We start from the raw sequence: 19,331 nt of genomic DNA, 5'->3' as shown, positions 1-19,331 counted from the left end.
TTCCGGGCGTTACTCGCCCGGAAGCAGGAAAAAGTTGGAAAACGTTTCATGCGCGACCTATCTCTGGGGCGGTAGGAGAGACGCCCGAGGAATACCAGAATGAACGTCCACACGCCGGAAATCGACAGCAAGCCCAGCGAAGAGCAGGTGCGCGCCGCGCTCGACCTGCTACGCCGTTTTGCCGACAAGGCACAAGATACCGAGATCGACGCGGTCGATCCGGCGCTTGCCCTGCTTCGGGACGGGTCCGGTTACCCGGACCTGTCGCGTATCTTTCCGCAAGACTTCGAGGCAGATGCCGCCTACCGCGAAACGCTTCCGGACCTGCAGAATGGCCCGGCGTCGCTGATCCGGGGAGCGAACCGCGCAATCCAGCATGTCGGGATTTCCAACTTCCGGCTGCCGATTAAGTTCCACACACGCGACAATGGCGATCTGACGCTGGAGACCTCGGTCACCGGCACGGTGAGTCTCGATGCCGACAAGAAGGGCATCAACATGTCGCGCATCATGCGCAGCTTCTATGTCCACGCCGACAAGACCTTCTCCTTCGAGGTGATCGAGGCCGCGCTGGACGACTACAAGAGCGATCTCGAGAGCTTTGACGCCCGCATTGAGTTGGCTTTTTCCTTCCCCGTGAAGGTGGAATCGCTGCGCTCGGGCCTGTGGGGCTTTCAGTATTACGACATTGCGCTCGAACTGGTGGAAACCGCGGGCGTGCGCCGCAAGATCGTGCATCTCGACTATGTCTACAGCTCGACCTGCCCGTGCTCGCTCGAGCTGTCCGAGCACGCCCGGCGCGAGCGCAACCAGCTCGCGACCCCGCATTCGCAGCGCTCCGTGGCGCGGGTCTCGGTGGAGCTCAAGGAGGGCGAGTGCCTGTGGTTCGAGGATCTGATCGACCTCTGCCGCGCCGCCGTGCCGACCGAGACCCAGGTCATGGTCAAGCGCGAGGACGAGCAGGCCTTCGCCGAGCTCAACGCTGCCAACCCGATCTTCGTCGAGGATGCCGCGCGGCTCTTCGCCGCGCAGCTTCAGGCGGATCCGCGCATTGGGGACTACCGCGTGCTGGCCAGCCATCAGGAAAGCCTGCACTCGCATGATGCGGTGTCGGTGCTGACCGAAGGCACCACATTTGCTCATGATAGCCTTGGCCCGAAGCTGTTTCCGACGCTGATCCACAGCCACTGAGGCCCACCCTGCGATGGATTAGGATGCGCCGCCCCGAGGGGTGGCGCATTTCTTATGCAGCTTGCTGCATTGCAGCAATTCGTGATCGGCCGGTTCGGGAATGCGCAAGGGTTTGGCCTAAGTATGGGGTTGGGAGGAAACCAACAGAAGGAGGTTTCCGGATGCACGCCGATACCGTTCAGATCGCCATGGGCCGCGGCTCGCTGAAGCAGAAGATAGACCTGTATTTCGCAAATCTCGGGCTGGGGCTGAACCCCTACGGTCTGCGCAAGGCCCGGATGCGCGAGATCATTCACCTCGAGATGAAGAGCGACGACCAGCTCGCCCGCATGGGGCTCAGCCGCGACGAGATCCTGCCGCACGTGTTCCGCGATCTGCTGACCGCCTGAGCGGCGCAGGCGCTCTCGGGGAATTTGCCCGCCGGGCTGCTTGACTAATTTCGCGGGGCAGGACAACGCTGCGCCATGTTCGACCTCCGTCCCGTCGCCTATGTCATCGGTCTTCTCGTCGCCACCTTGGGGGCGACCATGTTCCTGCCCATGCTCGTCGACATCGCCGAGGGGCGGGGAGAGTGGCACGTGTTCCTCGAGACCGGCCTCGTCAGCATGTTGACCGGCGGGCTCATCGCGCTGGCCTGTGCCAATGGCGTGAAGGAGGGGCTGACGCTGCAGCAGACCTTCCTGCTCACCGTGGGGGTCTGGGCCGCGCTGCCGCTGTTCGGCGGTCTGCCTTTCATTTTCGGCGCCACCGAGGCAAGCTTTACCGACGCCTATTTCGAGGCCATGTCGGGCCTGACCACCACCGGCTCGACCGTGTTCAGCGGGCTCGATACCCTGCCCAAGGGGCTGCTCCTGTGGCGCGGCATCCTGCAATGGCTGGGCGGCATCGGCATCATCGTGGTGGCCATGGTGTTCCTGCCCGAGCTGCGGGTGGGCGGAATGCAGGTGTTCCGCTCGGAGGCTTTCGAGACGATGGGAAAGATCCTGCCACGCGCCACCGAGATCGCGTCGTCAATCTCGACGATCTATGTCGGCATGACGCTGGCCTGCGCCGTGGCCTACCTGCTCTGCGGCATGAACGCCTTCGACGCGATGGTGCACGCGCTCACCACGATCTCGACTGGCGGCTTCGCCAATTACGACGCCAGCTTCGGCACCTTTTCAGGCCCGGCGGAATACGTGGCCTCGGTCTTCATGATCGCCGCCGCGCTGCCCTTCGTGCGCTATGTGCAGATGATGAACGGCCATTACACCGCGCTTTGGCGCGACACCCAGGTGCTGGCCTTCTTCGGCGTCATCGCGGTGCTGGTGCTGATGATGGTGGTGACGCTGGTCTCGATCTTTCCGCACCACCCCGAGCAGGCGGTGCGCGAGGCGCTGTTCAATATCACCTCGATCATATCGGGCACCGGCTATGCCTCGGTGGATTACATGCAGTGGGGCTCGTTCATCATCACGATGTTCTTCTTCATCGGGCTGATTGGCGGCTGCGCCGGCTCTACTGCCTGCTCGGTGAAGATCTTCCGCTACCAGATCCTGTTCGCCTCGATCCGGGTGCAGCTGCGCCGCATCCGCGCCCCGCACGGCGTGTTCACCCCGCGCTTCCAGGGGCGCCCCGTCGATGACGACACGCTGTCCTCGGTGCTCAGCTTCTTCGCCTTCTTCGTGGTCTCGCTGGGGGTGCTGTCGGTGGGGCTCGGGATGACCGGGCTCGACTTCATCACCTCGCTTTCGGGCGCGGCGACGGCGCTGGCCAATGTCGGCCCGGGCCTCGGAGATCAGATCGGCCCGGCGGGCAATTTCGCCGACATCAACGACACCGCCAAGTGGATGCTGGCCTTCGCCATGCTCACAGGACGGCTCGAGGTGATGGCAGTCTTCACCCTCTTCACGCTGCGGTTCTGGCGCGCCTGAGCCGGCGCGCCAGCCCCATGCCTCAGTGCGGCTCGCCGGCGAGGTGGGTGATGTCGAGGCCGCGGGTATAGACCAGCCCCATCGAATCCCTCAGCACGAGCGGACCGCCGATATAGTCCGGCCCGATGCCGGGGCCCCGGATCGTCAGGTGCCAGTCGTTGCGGCTGACGCTGTCGGGCAGCAGGTCGAGCGGATCGATCTCTTCGGTCGCGCCGCCTTCCATGTGACAGACGGTGAACACCTCGCCGCCCTGCGGCGCGTTGCGCAGCGAGACAAAGACCGTGCGGCCGTCGATCGGCTCGAGATACCGGAAATGGTCGTCGTCACGGAAGTTCTTGCGCAGCCACGGGTTGTTGAGCCGGAACATGCGCAGGCGGCGCATGGCGTTGGTCTGCACCGGGTCAAGCTTCGAGGTCGAGTGCGAGACGTTGCAGTACTCGTGCATGTCGTCCATCCAGGCCCGCGCGATCTGCTTCAGCCCGCCCACGGTGATCGGGCGCGGCCCCGCCAGCGGCGGCTCCACCGCGTTCAGAAGCGTGGCGATGGTGTTGAGGTCGTAATCGGTCACCTCGACCAGCGCCGGCAGGAACTCGAGGAACCGGGCGAGGTCTTCGCGAGTCTCGAAACCCAGCTCCTTGAGCCAGCGGAAGGCGCCAGGGACCGAGTAGCTGTACTCGTCCACCTGCCACTTGAGTGAAATCGCCTCTTCGGCCACGACCTTGACGCCGTACTTGTCATCCTGATTTCGGATGAAGCCCCAGCTGGCACGTGCGGTGGCGTTGAGGAAATCCATCGGCACGCCGGGCAGGGCGGCATAGGTTAGGATGGACACCGCCGGGTTGTCATAGGCCTTGTCGAGGATCTCCATCTTGGTGTCGCCGAGACGGGTGTTGATGTTGAGCTTGGGATTCACCTGCGTGCCCCGGCGCAGCGTGTCGTGGTTGGCGGTGCCCGAAATCCAGTTCGAGCCGCGTGTGAGGATCTCCCACAGGCGCCAGTATTTCGACAGCCAGAAGGTGTAGATGAACGGCGTGTTGTGGGCGAAGGTCAGCGGCCCCCACTGGAACACGTCCGGGTCGGTGTCCTTCTGGTTCTCGATCACCGCGCGGTAATCCGAGCTCAGCTCCCAGTCTTCCTGCGGCCACGGGCGGCCGTCCTCGAAGACGAACCACGGCCGGTAATCGACGCCGGCCACGTTCTGCACCACGTCCGACATTTCCTGCAGGTAGTCGTCGTCGTGGCGCATCTCCTGCGTCGAGGCATCCCACCACTTGAAGTCCTGCGCCCCGTCCACGCGCACGCCGTCGGCACCGAAATCCACCTTGCGGCGCTGCAGCTCGAGCAGGATCGCCCGCACGAACGGGTTGTTGTAGTCGAGGTTCTGGCCGTACATGTTCGGCCCGGCGAAGAAATGGCTGTTGAGCGCGTTGAGCCCCTGGTTGTCGGAGTGTCCGAACACCACGTCGAGCACCAGCATCTTGGGCCAGCGCGGGAAGTTGTGCAGCACCGCCGCAAGGTCGACCAGCTCGTCGGGCCGCGCCGTCTCGAGCAGCACCGGGTTCACCGTGGCCATGCCCGAGATCACGATGTCATAGCCCCAGTTGGTGGTGTCGGGCCGCATCAGGTGAGCGGTCACCGTCTCCTCGTCGCTTTCGACATCGGTCCAGAAATCCGGGCCCGCCTCGTAGACGGTGGTGGGCTCGACCGGCAGCAGCTGCACCGCATCGTAGCCGGCGAAGAGCTCTTCGTCAGGCTCGAGCGCGAGGCCGGCGCCGACGCGCACCGCGAGGCGCTCGAACTGGCGGGTGAGCGAGGCCAGCGTGCCGCCGGGCGTCGCGGTGGGCACGTGGACCTGCAGGATCGAGGTCGGCGGTGCGAACTTGTACGGGCCGTCGGCTTTGCGGACCTGCTCGAAATAGCCCTTGTCCTGTCGCCGCGCCTGCATTGCCGGCAGATCGTAGATCTCGGCCGGGGAGAAGGCGCCATAGGGCAGGGAGGCGGCGAGTGGATCGAGGATGCGATGATAGGCGCCCTCCTGGTCGCGGTAGACCAGCGCGTAGAAATCGCCGATCTGGTCGCGGCTGCCGGCCTTGAGACCGGTGGCGGCGGCAAAGGTGAAGGCCTCGCAACGTGACACCGGCAGCAGCACACGGTCGAACTTCACGTCGCCCTGGCTGGCGGTGAGGTCGAGCTCTTCCTGCGGGCGCAGGATCTCGAGGAACACGTCGCCATCGGCGATGCGCCAATCCTGCAGCTCCGGGGTCCAGAAGCCGAACTCCACGCGTTCGCCATCGACAAGAGCCCCCAGCTGCCGCGCGATCTGCTTGCCGGCGGCAAAGCGGTCGGGGGCGGTGTTGAGCACCTGCTGGCACCACTCGGCGCGGGCCTCGGCGGCGGAAAGGTCGGCGAGGATGGCGGGCGTGTCTGTCATGGCGTCTCGGTCCTGTCTCGTTGCTCATGTGCCACGACCGCGGTCCCTCGGGGCGCGCGGCGCGGAATGTCTGGCGATCTGCGGGAAGAGGACGCAATCGGGCGCACCCTCCCGGAGGAACCGGCGGGCCCTCCCGCCTGTCCTCCGGTCAACCTAAGGCGCTGAGACCTGTCTGCAACGCGAAAGGCGGGGTTTCGCCGCAAGGCCGGGGCGATGTTTTGAGCAAAGCGCGTTCAGGCGGCAGAGGATCAGGCAGCGGCCTTGAGAAGCTTTTCGCGCATGAACTCGATCCGGTCCTGTCCCCAGAACCGTTCGCCATCAACGACGTAGGTCGGCGACCCGAAGATCTCGGCCTCGATCGCGGATTGCGTGACCGCGTCGGCCTCGTCGCGCACGTCCTCGGACTCGGCCTCGTGCAGGATGTCGTAGGCGGGCAGGTCGATCTGGCGCAGCGCCTCGCCAAGGTCGCCCGGATCCGAGATGTTGCGCCCCTCGGCCCAGACCCCGCGCAGGCAGGCCAGCGTGACCGCGTCCTGATCAAGCCCGAGCCGGCCTGTGGCAAGGATCACCCGGCATGGCAGGCGCACATCGACCGGGTGATGCGCCGGGTTCGGGGGCATGCGCAGGCCGCGCAGCCGCGCCCAGCGGCGCTGGTCCTCGATGCGGTAGCTCTGCCGCGCCTCGCATTGTTCGAGCGGGTGGGTGGTGCCCATTTCGGCATAGACTTTGCGGATGTCCATCGGGTGAAAGCGCACCATAGCGCCGGCCTCTGCGGCCAGCGACATCAGCGCCTGATGGCCGAGATAGGTGAACCCGGAGGCTGGTGAGAAGAAATAGTCGATGGTCTTGCGCATGACGCCCCCGGATTTCGAAACTGGCTTCGTACCCTTGATCGGCGGTCCGTATCGGCGGCCCCGGCTCCGCAGAGCCCCGAACCGGATCGTTGCATGATTGACGCGCAGCGGGCCTCTGCTTGTCAACGAGACCCGGCCCGCGCGGGCCGGGTGCGTCGCGGCTGCCGGGCAATCCGGGCGGAAACGCTCCTGAACACCGAAAGAACGCCGGAAATTTGCGCAGATTTGAATCACATTCGTGACGCCGCGCCCGCCATTGTCAGCGCCGGTGCCGTGGCTATGCTCCGCCGGGAAAAGGGAGGATTTGTGATGAAAATCGAAGATCGTGTGTTCCTCGTGACCGGCGGCGGCTCGGGCCTCGGCGCGGCGGTGGCCGAGATGCTGGTGGGCGCCGGTGGCCGCGCCGTTCTGCTCGACGTGAATGCCGAGGCCGGCGAGGCCAAGGCCGCCGCGCTCGGTGAGGCGGCGCATTTCGTGAAGACCGACGTGACCGACGCAGCGCAGGGCGAGGCGGCGGTGGCCGCGGCGCTGGAGCGTTTCGGCCGGCTCGACGGTCTGGTCAGCTGCGCGGGCGTCGCGCCGGGCGAAAAGATCATCGGGCGCGAGGGACCGCACGGGCTCGACAGCTTCGCGCGGGCGGTGACGATCAATCTCGTGGGCACGTTCAACATGCTGCGGCTGGCGGCGGATGCGATCTCGAAGCAGGACCCGGGCGAGGGCGGCGAGCGCGGGGTGATCATCAACACCGCCTCGATCGCTGCGATGGACGGGCAGATCGGGCAGGCGGCCTACGCGGCGTCAAAGGGCGGCGTGGCCTCGCTGACCTTGCCCGCGGCGCGCGAGCTGGCGCGGCACGGCATCCGCGTTGTGACCATCGCGCCGGGCATTTTCGGCACGCCGATGATGGCGGGCCTGCCGCAGGAGGTGCAGGACAGCCTCGGGGCGTCGGTGCCGTTCCCGCCGCGGCTGGGCGATCCGCAGGAGTACGCGGCGCTGGCGCGGCACATCATCGAGAACCAGATGCTGAACGGCGAGGTGATCCGCCTCGACGGTGCGCTGCGGATGGCGCCGAAATAGGGCGGCGCGCGCGAGCGCTGTGCGGATTTCGGAAGGGGCGAGCGTGTCCCAAGCGCGGAATCAAGGCCGAAGGCCGCCGCGCCATCGTCATGCTGAAAGCATGCCTCCGGCATGGCCCGCCCGGACGGGCTGGCGATCTGGTGAAGCTGGGAGCCACGTGTCGAGGTCCTTCGGACTTGGCCAGGATAAATCGAGAGGCTCCAAGACCGGATCGCCATCCCGCGGGCCGGCGATGGCGCGCTGGCGTACCGGCATGACGAAGTGAGGCCGGCTCGGAGGGACAAGTCACAACTCCCTCCAAACGCAAACCGCCGCCCCGAGGGGCGGCGGTTGTCGTTCAAGCTCCAGAGGAAATCCTCAGCCGATCTCGGCCAGGCGCGCCAGCGCCTCCTTGAGCTTGGCCTCTTCCTCTTCGCGTGCGGCGAGGTTGTCGCGGGTTTCTTCGACCACCTCCTCGGGCGCGCTCTCGACGAACTTGGGGTTCTTCAAACGCCCGCGCAGGCCGCCCAGCTCCTTGCCGAGCTTGGCGATGTTCTTCTCGAGCCGCGCCTTCTCGGCCTCGACATCGATGATGTCGGCCAACGGCAGACCGAAGGTCGCACCGCCCACCGGCACGGTCACGCAGCCCTTGGGGAAGCTGTCGACCGCTGTCAGGCTCTCGAGCCGCGCCAGACGCTTGATCAGCGTCTCGTTGTTGGCCCAGGCCGCTTTGCCTGCGGCGTCGATCTCGGTCACGAGTACCGGCACGTAGAGCCCCACCGGCACGCCCATCTGCGCCCGCGCCGAGCGCACGCCCTCGATCAGCGAGATCACCCAGCGCATCTCGGCATCCGCCGCCGGGTCGAGCAGTTCCTCGGTGGTGTAGCTCGGCCAGTCGCCATGCACGAGCATCTTCGAGCGCTCGCCCAGCGTGCCCCAGAGCTCTTCGGTGATGAAGGGCATGATCGGGTGCAGCAGGATCAGGCACTGGTCGATGACCCAGGACATCGTGGCCTGCGTCTCGGCCTTGGCGGCCTCGTCCTCGCCCTGCAACAGGGGCTTCGAGAACTCGACATACCAGTCGCAGACCACGCCCCAGACAAAGGCGTAGAGCGACAGCGCCGCGTCGTTAAAGCGGTAGTCGGCCAGCGCCGCATCGACGGTCTCGCGCACCCGCGCGGTCTCTCCGAGGATCCACTTGTTCACCGTGGCCTGCGGGACCGGGCGGTCACCGCCCAGCCCCACCGCGCCGTTCATCTCGGCGAAACGGGCGGCGTTCCACAGCTTGGTGCCGAAATTGCGGTAGCCCGCGATGCGCTGCATGTCGAGCTTCAGCACGCCGCCCAGCGAGGCCATGGCCGCGTTGGTGAAGCGCAGCGCGTCGGCGCCGTACTCGTCGATGATCTCGAGAGGGTCGACCACGTTGCCGAGCGACTTGGACATCTTCTTGCCCTTGGCGTCGCGCACGAGCCCGTGCAGGTAGACATCCCGGAACGGGATCTCGTCGACCACGGCGAGCTGCATCATCATCATCCGCGCGACCCAGAAGAACAGGATGTCCTGCCCGGTCACCAGGACGCTGGTGGGGAAGTAGCGCTCGAGCTCCGCCGTCTTTTCCGGCCAGCCCAGCGTGCCGATCGGCCAGAGCCCGGACGAGAACCACGTGTCCAGAACGTCGGGATCGCGGAACACCGGGATCGCCTGCGGCCGGCGGCGCTGGTCGACGCCGGTGAAATCGGTGCCCTGCTCGAGAAGGGCGGCAAGGTGATCCTCGGCCGCTGCCGCATCCTCGACCATCAGGAACTCGGCATCCTCGCCGAAGAAGTCGTGCATCTTCTTCAGCGCCTCCTCCTCGGTGGCGGCACAGAACGAACGCCACTCGTCGCCGAGACCCGGGGTGTGCCAGACCGGGATCTGGTGGCCCCACCAGAGCTGGCGCGAGATGCACCAGGGCTCGATGTTCTCGAGCCAGTGATAATAGGTCTTCTCGCCGCTCTCGGGCATGATCCGCACGCGCCCTTCGCGCACGGCGTCGAGCGCCGGCCCGACGATCTGCGCGGTGTCGACGAACCACTGGTCGGTGAGCATCGGCTCGATGACGACCTTGGAGCGGTCGCCGAAGGGCTGCATGATCGGCTTGGCCTCCACGAGCGGCACCCACTGGGCCGCCTCGTCACGCGCCTCGCCGCCCTCTTCGGGCGCCACGGGGGCCTTGGCCGCCGCCTGGCCGAGCCGCGGATCGGTGACCTCGGTCATCACCGCGAGGCCTTCATCGGTGATCTCGCGCACCACCGCCTCGCGCGCCTCGAACCGGTCGAGCCCGCGCAGGTGATCGGGGACCAGGTTCAGCGCGTCGGCCTCGTGCTCGGTGAGCGTAAGCTCGCCACGGGCGACCTTCTGCGCGGTCTCGGCGGCCTCGGCATAGGCGGTGCCGTCGGCGCGCATGGTGCCGCGGGTGTCCATCAGGCGGTACATCGGGATGCCGCCGCGCTTGGCGACCTGGTAGTCGTTGAAATCATGCGCGCCGGTGATCTTCACCGCGCCCGAACCGAAGGTCGGATCGGGATACTCGTCGGTGATGATCGGGATCAGGCGGCGATGCTCCTTCGGCCCCACCGGGATCTCGCAGAGCTGGCCGACGATCGGCGCGTAGCGGTCGTCCGACGGGTGCACGGCGACCGCGCCGTCGCCCAGCATGGTCTCGGGACGGGTGGTGGCGATGGAGATATAGTCGCGCTCTTCCTCGAAGAGCACGGTGCCGTCCTCGTCCTTCTCCACGTAGGTGTAGGTGGCGCCGCCGGCGAGCGGGTACTTGAAGTGCCACATGTGGCCCGGCACCTCGATGTTCTCGACCTCGAGATCCGAGATCGCGGTCTCGAAATGCGGGTCCCAGTTCACCAGCCGCTTGCCGCGGTAGATCAGGCCCTTCTCGTACATGTCGACGAAGACCTTGATCACCGCGTCGTGGAAGTTGCCCTCCTCACCCGCGGGCGCGCCCTCGGCGCCGGACATGGTGAAGGCGTTGCGCGACCAGTCGCAGGACGCGCCGAGGCGCTTGAGCTGGTTGATGATGGTGCCGCCAGACTGCTGCTTCCATTCCCAGATCTTCGCGGTAAAGGCCTCGCGACCCATTTCGCGGCGGGTGGCGTTGCTGGCATCCTTGGCCAGCTCACGCTCGACCACCATCTGCGTGGCGATGCCCGCATGGTCCTGCCCGGGCTGCCACAGCGTGTCGAAGCCGCGCATCCGGTGCCAGCGCACGAGGATGTCCTGCAGCGTGTTGTTGAAGGCGTGGCCCATGTGCAGCGAGCCTGTCACGTTGGGCGGCGGGATCATGATGCAGAAGCTCTCGTCGCGCGAGGCATTTGCCCCGGCGTCAAAGGCGCCCGCCTTCTCCCATGCTTCGTAGATGCGCGCCTCGGCGGCGGCCGCGTCAAAGGTCTTTTCCATCGCCATGGGTCGTCTTCCCGTGCCTGCATGCATTGTCCCGCCTCGTCTACCCGCTGGCGGGGCAAAGGGAAAGGCTGCACGTCCCGCGCCGCGCCCGGGTTTCTTCTGGCCGAAAGTATCCCGGGGAGTCCGCGCGCCCGCGCGGACGGGGCAGAGCCCCGAAATCGCCCGCCACGCGGGCGGGGCTCAGAGGCAAGGGGGCGAAAACGAAAAACGGCGGTGCCCGGGAGGAGGAGGGGCACCGCCGTCTGATCATTCCGACAGCCCAGGGAGGAGGAGAGGGCTTCGGAAACCGGCTGGACCATTGCGGTCCGAATGGGAGGTGCGGCGGGATCAGGGAGGAGGAGAGATCCCGCCGCGTATCGAAGGCCCCAGGGAGGAGGAGAGGGGCTCCGAAACTGTCGGGCGCGTGGCCCGGATATGGGGTGCGACGGTGCCAGGGAGGAGGAGAGGCACCGTCGCGTATCGAAGGCCCCAGGGAGGAGGAGAGGGGCTCCGAACTGTCGGGCACTTGGCCCTTTTGTCTTTGCGGCGGCGACCTCGGGAGGAGGAGTGAGGTCGCCGCCGGGCTCGATGCGCTCAGGGAGGAGGAGGAGAGCGCCTCGAGGAAACTGTGGTCAGGCCTCGTAGGCGGCCTGGTAGGCGATCCGGCGGATCATCGAGCGGTGCAGCCCGAGATCGCTCAGCTCGCGGTTGCTCAGATGGCCAAGCTCGCGCAGCGTCTCGCGGTAGAGACGGCGACGGGCATTGCGCTCGCGCAGCGAGGCGATCATGCCGGCGAAGAAGCCGTTCGAGCCTTGGGTGCTGGTGTCGGTTGCGTATGCCATGTTCGTTGCTAGCCTGTGTTCGAGTATCTGTGTGTTTCGCTGTGTTGGCCCTAACATGTGGCAAATGCTGCGACTGCACAATCCTGCCATATCTCAATGCCGCTATGCAGCATCTGCATGGGCCGGCTGAGGGAGAGCTAAGCGAAAGCAACGCGTTAAGCGTAACAATTAAGCGGGCTGTGTACGAGCGTTGCGCCCAGAGCAACGTGACGCTACGTCGGTCTGCAGAAATGGAAAGGATAGACCATGTCCCCGACACAAGAGGCGGTGAAGGCGGAGCTTGCGCGGCTGGATCTGCCCGACGGCGGAAACCTGATTTCGCGAGACATGATTCGAGCTTTGAGCATCGAAGGTGGTGCCGTGCGCTTCGTCATCGAGGCACCCTCGCCGGAGATGGCCAAGCACATGGAGCCGCTGCGTGCCGCTGCCGAGCGCGCCGTGATGGCGCTTGAGGGCGTCACCTCCGCCAGTGCGGCGCTCACCGCGCATGGCCCGGCGGCGAAAGCGCCTTCGCTCAAGATCGGCGGCCACGCCAAGCCGCAGGAGGGGAAGATGAACCCGCCCGGGGTGAAGGCGGTGATCGCCATCGGCTCCGGCAAGGGCGGGGTCGGCAAGTCCACCGTGTCGTCGAACCTCGCGGTGGCGCTGGCGCGGGCGGGCAAGAAGGTGGGCCTGCTCGATGCCGACATCCACGGCCCCTCGCAGCCGCGCATGTTCGGCATCTCGAAGCGCCCCGCCAGCCCGGACGGCAAGACCATCATCCCGCTTCAGGCGCATGGCGTGACGCTGATGTCGATCGGCTTCATGCTGCCCGAGGACAAGGCTGTCGTCTGGCGCGGGCCGATGCTGATGGGGGCGCTGCAGCAGATGATGATGCAGGTGGAGTGGGGCGAGCTCGACGTGCTCCTCATCGACCTGCCGCCGGGCACCGGCGACGTGCAGCTCTCGCTCGGCCAGAAGAGCGATCTGGCCGGCGCCATCGTGGTCTCGACGCCGCAGGACGTGGCGATGATCGACGCGCGCAAGGCGCTCGACGCGTTCGATACGCTCAAAGTGCCGGTTCTGGGCCTGATCGAGAACATGTCGATGTTCATCTGCCCAGATTGCGGCCGTGAGGCGCATCTCTTCGGGCAGGGCGGCGTCGCGGCCGAGGCCGAGAAGCTGGGCCTGCCGGTGCTGGCGCAGCTGCCCATCGACCTCGACACCCGCATCGGCGGCGACGAGGGCCGGCCCGTGGCGCTGGGCGACGGGGTCATGGCGCAGGCCTATGCGACGCTGGCTGACCGGTTCATCAAGGGCGGGATCGTCTGAGGCGGCGGTCCCCGCGGGGACACTTTATATATGCGCTGGATGCGGGGACCGGAGGGTCTGCGCTCCCGGCGCCGTGCGAGCGGAGGTGGCGCACCGGGAGGGGCGCTGCCCCCCATGTCGTACCGGAGGAGCGCCTTCTAAAGAAAGGAGGGGGCGCTGCCCCCTCTTGGCCTGCGGCCAATTCACCCCCGAGGTATTTTGAACCAAAGAAGACGGGGGCCGGTGCGGGGCGGGCCGGCTCAGCCGCGGCGGTCGAGCTTGGTGGTGAGGTGGATCAGGCTTTCCGAGCTTTTCACCCCGCGGGCCTCGGCGATGCGGTCGAGGGCGGCGTCGAGCGCCTCGGTCGAGCTGGCGCAGACGATCACCATCAGGTCGACCCTGCCCGAGGTGGTGTGCACCGTCTCCACCTCGGGCATCTGGCGCAGCCGGGCCAGCACGTCGGCCTGGGCGCGCGGCTCGATGCAGACCAGCACCGTGGCGCGGATCGCCTCCTTGAGTGCCGGGCCGCGGCGGATGGTGAAGCCGGCAATGGCGCCGCGCTGGATCAGACGCTCGATCCGGGCCTGCACCGTGGTGCGCGCGAGCCCGAGCCGCCGCGCGAGATCGGAGACCGGCATGCGCGCGTCAGTGGAGAGCAGCGACACGAGGGCGCGGTCGGTTTCGTCGATATGTTGAGATCTGTGGTCGAATTGTTCCATCTGGGGATCAGGATGACAGTTCTGCCGGGCGAAATCGAGTCTCCTGACGCGCATACTCGAGAAAGGTGCAAACAGGAGGTGTCTTCATGGGGATCGAGCAGGCCCTGATTCCATCGCCCGAGACGTGGCTGGCGCGCGAGCGGCCCGACGAGCCGGTGTTCTTCTTCTGCCCGCAGCGGCTGGGCGATGTGGCCGGGCGGTTTCTGGACGGGTTCCCGGGGGTGGTGAGCTACGCGGTCAAGGCCAACCCGTTGCCGGAGATGATCGAGGGGCTCTGGCGCGCCGGCCTGCGGGTCTTCGACGTGGCCTCTCCGGCGGAGATGGCGCTGGTGCGGGCGCAGTGCCCCGAGGCCGTCCTGCATTACCACAATCCGGTCCGCTCGCAGGCCGAGGTCAGCGCAGGTCTGGCGCATCGCTGTGTGTCGTGGTCGGTCGACCGGATGAGCGAGCTTGAAAAGCTCGCCGCGCTGCCGGCGGGCACCGAGATCGCGGTGCGGCTGAAGCTGCCCGTGGCCGGTGCGGCCTATGATTTCGGAGCCAAGTTCGGGGCCGAGCCGGCGGGCGCGGTGACGCTCTTGCGGCGGGTGGCCGAGATGGGGCTCACGCCGTCGCTGACCTTTCATCCCGGCACGCAATGCCGCGGTGCCGAGCCCTGGGCGCGCTACATCCACGCGGCGGCCGGGGTGGCGCGAGACGCGGGCGTGACGCTGCACCGGCTGAACGTGGGCGGAGGTTTCCCGAGCGACAGGGGCGAGGGGGAACCCGATCTCGAGACCATCTTCGCCACCATCGGGCGTGCCACGCGCGAGGCCTTCCCGAGACCGCCGGACCTGGTTTGCGAGCCGGGCCGGGGGCTCTGCGCCGAGGCCTTCCTGCTGGCGCTGAAGGTCAAGGCGGTGGAGGCAGAGGCGCTCTTCGTCAATGACGGCATTTATGGCAGCATGGCCGAATGGCGCGATCTGGGGATGGCGGGACGCGTGCGGGTGGTCGATCCGGCGGGGCGGCGGCGGGGCGGGCGCGCGCAGCCGCGCATCGTCTTCGGCCCGACCTGCGACAGTCTCGACCGTCTGCCCGAGCCGATGGCGCTTCCCGCCGCCATCGAAGAAGGCGACTTCGTGATCTGCGAGGGCATGGGCGCCTATTCCCGGGCGCTGGTCACCGGGTTCAACGGCTACGGAGCGCGCAGGGTCGTGCGGATGTCCGCGGCCTGCTGAGAATTCCCGGGCGTCGCGCTGGACACTTGCTCGGCGGAGCGCCACTCTGCGCCGCAGAAGACCAGCCAAGCGCGAGGACGGGATATGGAAAAGTTCGGCAAGAGCCAGTCATTCAAGCGCAGCGAGGACGTGCGCTTTCTCACCGGGCATGGACGCTATATCGACGACATCGCGCCCGATGGCGCGCTGCACGGCTTTTTGCTGCGCTCGCCGGTGGCCCATGCGACCATCACCTCGCTGGATGTCGAGGCGGCGCGCGAGGCAGAGGGCGTGGCATTGGTGCTGACCGTCGATGACCTGCTCGAGGCGGGGATGGACATTCGCATGGGCGGCACCGTGCTCACGAACCGCGACGGCTCGAAGGCGGCCGAGCCCGAGCGCCCGATGCTGGCGCGCGGCAAGCTGCGACATGTCGGCGAGCCCGTGGCGCTCGTGGTGGCCGAGACGCTGCAGCAGGCCCGGGATGCGGCCGAGCTGATCGAGCTCGATTATGACGATCTGCCCGCCCATGTGGAGGTCTGCGCCGGTGGCGAGACCATTCATCCCGAGGCGCCCGACAACCGCGCCTTCGACTGGGGCATGGGCGACGAGGCGGCGACGGCGGAGGCCTTCGACAAGGCGGCCCGCGTGGTGCGGCTCGAGGTCGGCGACAACCGGGTGATCGTCAACGCCATGGAGGGCCGCGGCTGCTATGCCGAGTGGGACGGCGCGCGGCTGCACGTGGCGTTCAACGGGCAGGGGGTCTGGGGCCTCAAGGGCGAACTGGCCGAAGCCATGGGACTCGACCCGGAGGCGGTGCGCATCACCAACCCCGACGTGGGCGGCGGCTTCGGTATGAAAGCGGCTTCCTATCCGGAATACTTCGTGCTGGCGCAGGCGGCGCGGGTGCTTGGCAAGCCGGTGCGCTGGATCTCGGAACGCACCGAGGGGATGCTGTCGGACCATGCCGGGCGCGACCTGACGACCATGGCGGAGCTGGCCTTCGATGCGGATCATCGCATCCTCGGCTACCGCATTCACACGATGTGCAACCTCGGGGCCTACAACTCGGGCTTCGGCCAGCCGATCCAGACGCTGCTGTTCTCCAAGGTTCTGACCGGGACCTACGATATCCCGACCGCCTACATGCGGGTCGAAGGGTTCTTCACCAATACCACGCAGGTTGACGCCTATCGCGGCGCCGGCCGGCCCGAGGCGATCTATGTCATCGAGCGGGTGATGGACCGTGCGGCGCGCGAGTTGGGGCTCGACCCGATCGAGCTCCGCAAGATCAACTTCATCAAGGACTTCCCCTACAAGACCGTGACCGGAGAGACCTATGACGTGGGCGATTTTCCCCGCGTGCTGGATCACGCCATCCTTGATGCCGACGTGGCGGGCTTTGCCGCGCGCAAGGACGAGAGCGCGGCGCAGGGCAAGCTGCGCGGGCTGGGGCTGTGCTTCTACATCGAATCGATTCTCGGCGATCCGGCCGAGGATGTGCGGGTCGAGTTCACCGAGGATGGCGGCGCGGTGATCTATGTCGGCACCCAGTCCAACGGGCAGGGGCACGAGACGGTGTTCGCCAAGTTCCTCAGCGACCACTCCGGCATTCCCTTCGACAAGATCGCCTTCGTGCAGGGCGACAGTGACCTGATCGCCCGTGGCGGCGGCACTGGCGGGTCGCGCTCGGTGACCACGCAGGCCAACGTGACGCTGTCCTGCGTGCGCCAGATGGTCGAGGGATTCTCGGCCTTCCTCGCCGAGGAAATGGGCGTCGAGGCGGCGGAGGTGCGGTTCGATGACGAGCGCTTCCGGGCCGAGGGCTCGAACCTGACGCCGACCATGCTCGAGGTGGCCGAGATGGCCCGCGCCAAGGGCCGCGAGGACCTGCTGACCTGGTCCGCGCGTGACCAGATCGAGGCCCGCTCCTATCCCAACGGGGCGCATTTCGCCGAGGTGGAGATCGACCTCGAGACCGGTGTGACCGAGGTGGTGAAATACACCGTGGTCGACGATTTCGGCAACCTCATCAATCCGATGCTGGCCGAGGGCCAGGTGCATGGCGGGGTCGCACAGGGGCTTGGGCAGGCGCTGTGCGAGCGCACGGTGTTCGACGAGGACGGCCAGCTGCTCTCGGCCAGCTTCATGGACTACGCCATGCCGCGGGCCGACGACATGCCTTGGGTCAAGTTCGACGTCGAGCCGGTACCCTCGACCGGCAATCCGATGGGGATGAAGGGCTGCGGCGAGGCGGGCACGGTGGGCGCGCTGGCGGCGGTGTCGAACGCCATGCAGGACGCGCTCTGGGAGAAAGGCGTGAAGCAGGTCGACATGCCTTTCACGCCGATGCGGGTCTGGAGCCTGCTGCAGGGCGCGCCGCTGGCGGCGGAGTGATCGCGCGGGGAAGTGTGGAAAGGCGGCGTCAAGGTTTTTGTTCACGCTTCCTTGAGGGGGTTTGCAATTGTGGCTTTCGTGCCCATATCCCTTACAGGATCGCGGAGACGGAACCTTCGCGACGCCTTCACTGTCCCTCGTTCCGCACTTGCGCCCAAGGTCTTCCTTGGGCGCTTTTTCTTTGCGCGCTTGCCCCGTAAGGTGAGGCCATGAGCTATACCGACGCGTTTCTGAAATCCGTATTGGCCCGCAGCAAGGTGATCGCCGTGGTCGGCGTGTCGCTGAACCCGGTGCGCCCGAGCTACTACGTGGCGCGCTACCTGAGCCTGCGCGGCTACCGGGTGATCGGGGTCAATCCCGGCCATGCGGGCGCGATGCTGTTCGGCGAGGAGGTGCGCGGGGCGATCGAAGAGCTTCCGGCAGAGGTCGACATGGTCGACATCTTCCGTCGCTCCGAGGCGGTGCCGGGAATCGTCGAGGACGCCCTGGCGCATCTGCCGGGGCTCAGGACGGTGTGGATGCAGATCGGCGTCGAGAACGCGGCCGCTGCTGCGGCGGCGGAGGCCAGGGGAATCGATGTGGTGATGAACCGCTGCCCCAAGATCGAGTACCAGCGCCTGCATGGCGAGCTGCGCATGGGCGGCTTCAACACCGGCGTGATTTCGTCAAAGCTTTGACCGGCGGGGCGCGCCTGCCCGGCCTCGGGATGCCTGCAGCCCGTCGGACGCCTCCGGCGGGAGTATTTTTGACGAAGAGAAGCCAGGGGCGCAGCGCCCCGTCCCGCCACGCGAACGCTGCCTCAGCCCTTGCGCGATGCCTTCTCTGCGATGCCGGACTGCCCCTGTCGCCGCGCGAGCTCTTCCATCACTGCTGAAAGAGGCAGGTCGCGCGCCTTGAGCATCACGAGGAAATGGAACAGCACGTCCGCGCCTTCCGAGGCGAGCTTGTCGCGGTCGCCCTTGACCGCTTCGATGATCGCCTCCACGGCCTCTTCGCCGAATTTCTCGGCGCATTTCTCCGGGCCCTTGGCGAGCAGCTTGGCGGTCCAGCTGTCGTCGGGCGAGGCGGAGGCGCGGGCGGCGACGATGGCTTCGAGTTCTTCCAGAGTCATCAGAGCCTCACCGGAATGCCGGCCTGCGCCATGTGGGCCTTGGCCTCCGCGATGGTGAACTCGCCGAAGTGGAAGATCGAGGCGGCGAGCACAGCCGAGGCGTGGCCCTCGGTCACGCCTTCCACGAGATGGTCGAGCGTTCCGACGCCGCCGGAGGCGATCACGGGGATGTCCACCGCGTCGGAGATGGCGCGGGTCAGCGGCAGGTTGAAGCCGGCCTTGGTGCCGTCCCGATCCATCGAGGTGAGCAGGATCTCACCGGCGCCCTTGGCGGTCACCGTGCGCGCGAACTCCACCGCGTCGATGCCGGTGGGCTTGCGGCCGCCATGGGTGAAGATCTCCCACCGCCCCGGTTCCACGGTCTTGGCGTCGATTGCCACCACGATGCATTGCGAGCCGAAATGATCTGCCGCCTCGGCGACCACGTCGGGATTGGCCACCGCCGCCGAGTTGAAGCTGACCTTGTCGGCCCCGGCGAGCAGAAGGTTGCGCACATCGGCCACCGTGCGCACGCCGCCACCCACGGTCAGCGGGATGAAGCACTGCTCGGCGGTGCGGGTCACCACGTCGAACATGGTGCCGCGATTCTCATGCGTGGCGTGGATGTCGAGAAAGGTGATCTCGTCGGCGCCTGCGGCGTCATAGGCGCGGGCGGCGTCGACCGGGTCGCCGGCATCGCGCAGGTCGACGAAATTGACGCCCTTGACCACACGGCCATCGGCGACATCGAGACAGGGAATGATGCGGGTCTTGAGCATGACCGCCTTATGGCGCGGATCGGCGGGGGAGGAAAGGGGCCTGCTGTTGCATTGCTGCGGCGACGGCGAATCAGGGACGACAGACGGGCAGAAGGGGCGCTGCCCCTGTCGCTCCGGAGGCGCGCATTCGAAAGAAGAGAA

At 66.9% G+C, this 19,331-nt stretch carries 15 protein-coding genes; 8 read left to right on the top strand and 7 right to left on the bottom strand.

The annotated features are described in order from the left end of the window. Window positions 1–99: 99 nt before the first annotated feature. The 3 genes from folE2 (at window position 100) to R2601_RS01290 (ending at window position 3,104) form a co-directional block, all read left to right on the top strand. The gene (folE2, locus tag R2601_RS01300) at window positions 100–1,191 is read left to right on the top strand and encodes a GTP cyclohydrolase FolE2 (protein ID WP_007792369.1); all 1,092 of its coding nucleotides are present in this window, start codon (window positions 100–102) and stop codon (window positions 1,189–1,191) included. A gap of 161 nt (window positions 1,192–1,352) precedes the next feature. Continuing rightward, on the top strand, window positions 1,353–1,580 hold the full coding sequence (locus R2601_RS01295) for a hypothetical protein (protein WP_007792367.1): 228 nt from the start codon (window positions 1,353–1,355) through the stop codon (window positions 1,578–1,580). A gap of 75 nt (window positions 1,581–1,655) precedes the next feature. Then, window positions 1,656–3,104: a TrkH family potassium uptake protein gene (locus R2601_RS01290; protein WP_007792366.1), complete on the top strand. Its 1,449-nt coding sequence runs from the start codon at window positions 1,656–1,658 to the stop codon at window positions 3,102–3,104. Between the two features lie 22 nt (window positions 3,105–3,126). Here the strand turns inward: R2601_RS01290 and gghA are convergent, their stop codons facing one another. Together gghA and R2601_RS01280 are read right to left on the bottom strand one after the other, a co-directional pair. Further along, window positions 3,127–5,535 (bottom strand): glucosylglycerol hydrolase, encoded by a 2,409-nt coding sequence (gghA, locus tag R2601_RS01285; protein ID WP_007792364.1) that lies wholly within the window; start codon window positions 5,533–5,535, stop codon window positions 3,127–3,129. Between the two features lie 248 nt (window positions 5,536–5,783). Continuing rightward, window positions 5,784–6,389 (bottom strand): 2-hydroxychromene-2-carboxylate isomerase, encoded by a 606-nt coding sequence (locus R2601_RS01280; RefSeq protein ID WP_007792363.1) that lies wholly within the window; start codon window positions 6,387–6,389, stop codon window positions 5,784–5,786. A gap of 309 nt (window positions 6,390–6,698) precedes the next feature. Here R2601_RS01280 and R2601_RS01275 point away from each other — a divergent pair, with 309 nt between their 5' ends. Beyond that, window positions 6,699–7,466 (top strand): SDR family NAD(P)-dependent oxidoreductase, encoded by a 768-nt coding sequence (locus R2601_RS01275; protein WP_007792360.1) that lies wholly within the window; start codon window positions 6,699–6,701, stop codon window positions 7,464–7,466. A gap of 357 nt (window positions 7,467–7,823) precedes the next feature. On the opposite strand, the gene R2601_RS01270 is transcribed toward R2601_RS01275, so the two are convergent. Continuing rightward, a complete protein-coding gene (locus tag R2601_RS01270; protein WP_007792357.1) occupies window positions 7,824–10,901 on the bottom strand; it encodes a valine--tRNA ligase in 3,078 nt (1,025 codons plus the stop codon). 611 nt (window positions 10,902–11,512) lie between these two features. Further along, window positions 11,513–11,722 carry a DUF1127 domain-containing protein gene (locus tag R2601_RS01265; RefSeq protein WP_007792355.1) on the bottom strand — a complete coding sequence of 70 codons (210 nt, stop codon included), beginning with the start codon at window positions 11,720–11,722 and terminating at the stop codon, window positions 11,513–11,515. A 246-nt stretch (window positions 11,723–11,968) separates the two neighbouring features. Here R2601_RS01265 and R2601_RS01260 point away from each other — a divergent pair, with 246 nt between their 5' ends. Beyond that, entirely contained in the window at window positions 11,969–13,033 is a 1,065-nt protein-coding gene (locus tag R2601_RS01260; RefSeq protein WP_007792352.1) for an Mrp/NBP35 family ATP-binding protein, read from the top strand. 239 nt (window positions 13,034–13,272) lie between these two features. Here R2601_RS01260 and R2601_RS01255 read toward each other — a convergent pair whose 3' ends face one another. Then, a complete protein-coding gene (locus R2601_RS01255) occupies window positions 13,273–13,731 on the bottom strand; it encodes an Lrp/AsnC family transcriptional regulator (protein ID WP_007792350.1) in 459 nt (152 codons plus the stop codon). An 86-nt stretch (window positions 13,732–13,817) separates the two neighbouring features. Here R2601_RS01255 and R2601_RS01250 point away from each other — a divergent pair, with 86 nt between their 5' ends. The 3 genes from R2601_RS01250 (at window position 13,818) to R2601_RS01240 (ending at window position 17,998) form a co-directional block, all read left to right on the top strand. Then, entirely contained in the window at window positions 13,818–14,945 is a 1,128-nt protein-coding gene (locus tag R2601_RS01250; protein WP_007792348.1) for a type III PLP-dependent enzyme, read from the top strand. An 84-nt stretch (window positions 14,946–15,029) separates the two neighbouring features. Further along, a complete protein-coding gene (locus tag R2601_RS01245; RefSeq protein WP_007792346.1) occupies window positions 15,030–17,321 on the top strand; it encodes a xanthine dehydrogenase family protein molybdopterin-binding subunit in 2,292 nt (763 codons plus the stop codon). 209 nt (window positions 17,322–17,530) lie between these two features. Next, window positions 17,531–17,998, top strand: a complete 468-nt coding sequence (locus R2601_RS01240; RefSeq protein WP_007792344.1) for a CoA-binding protein — start codon at window positions 17,531–17,533, stop codon at window positions 17,996–17,998. 122 nt (window positions 17,999–18,120) lie between these two features. Here the strand turns inward: R2601_RS01240 and R2601_RS01235 are convergent, their stop codons facing one another. Together R2601_RS01235 and hisF are read right to left on the bottom strand one after the other, a co-directional pair. After that, the gene (locus tag R2601_RS01235; protein WP_007792342.1) at window positions 18,121–18,432 is read right to left on the bottom strand and encodes a phosphoribosyl-ATP diphosphatase; all 312 of its coding nucleotides are present in this window, start codon (window positions 18,430–18,432) and stop codon (window positions 18,121–18,123) included. Further along, complete coding sequence (gene hisF, locus R2601_RS01230; RefSeq protein ID WP_007792339.1) at window positions 18,432–19,190, bottom strand: imidazole glycerol phosphate synthase subunit HisF; 759 nt, start codon at window positions 19,188–19,190, stop codon at window positions 18,432–18,434. Before hisF ends, R2601_RS01235 begins: the two co-directional genes overlap by 1 nt. Window positions 19,191–19,331 lie beyond the last annotated feature (141 nt).

The sequence above is a fragment of the Salipiger bermudensis HTCC2601 genome (assembly GCF_000153725.1).
In the GTDB taxonomy this organism is placed as follows: domain Bacteria; phylum Pseudomonadota; class Alphaproteobacteria; order Rhodobacterales; family Rhodobacteraceae; genus Salipiger; species Salipiger bermudensis.
This window is presented reverse-complemented; position numbering and strand designations above follow the sequence as displayed.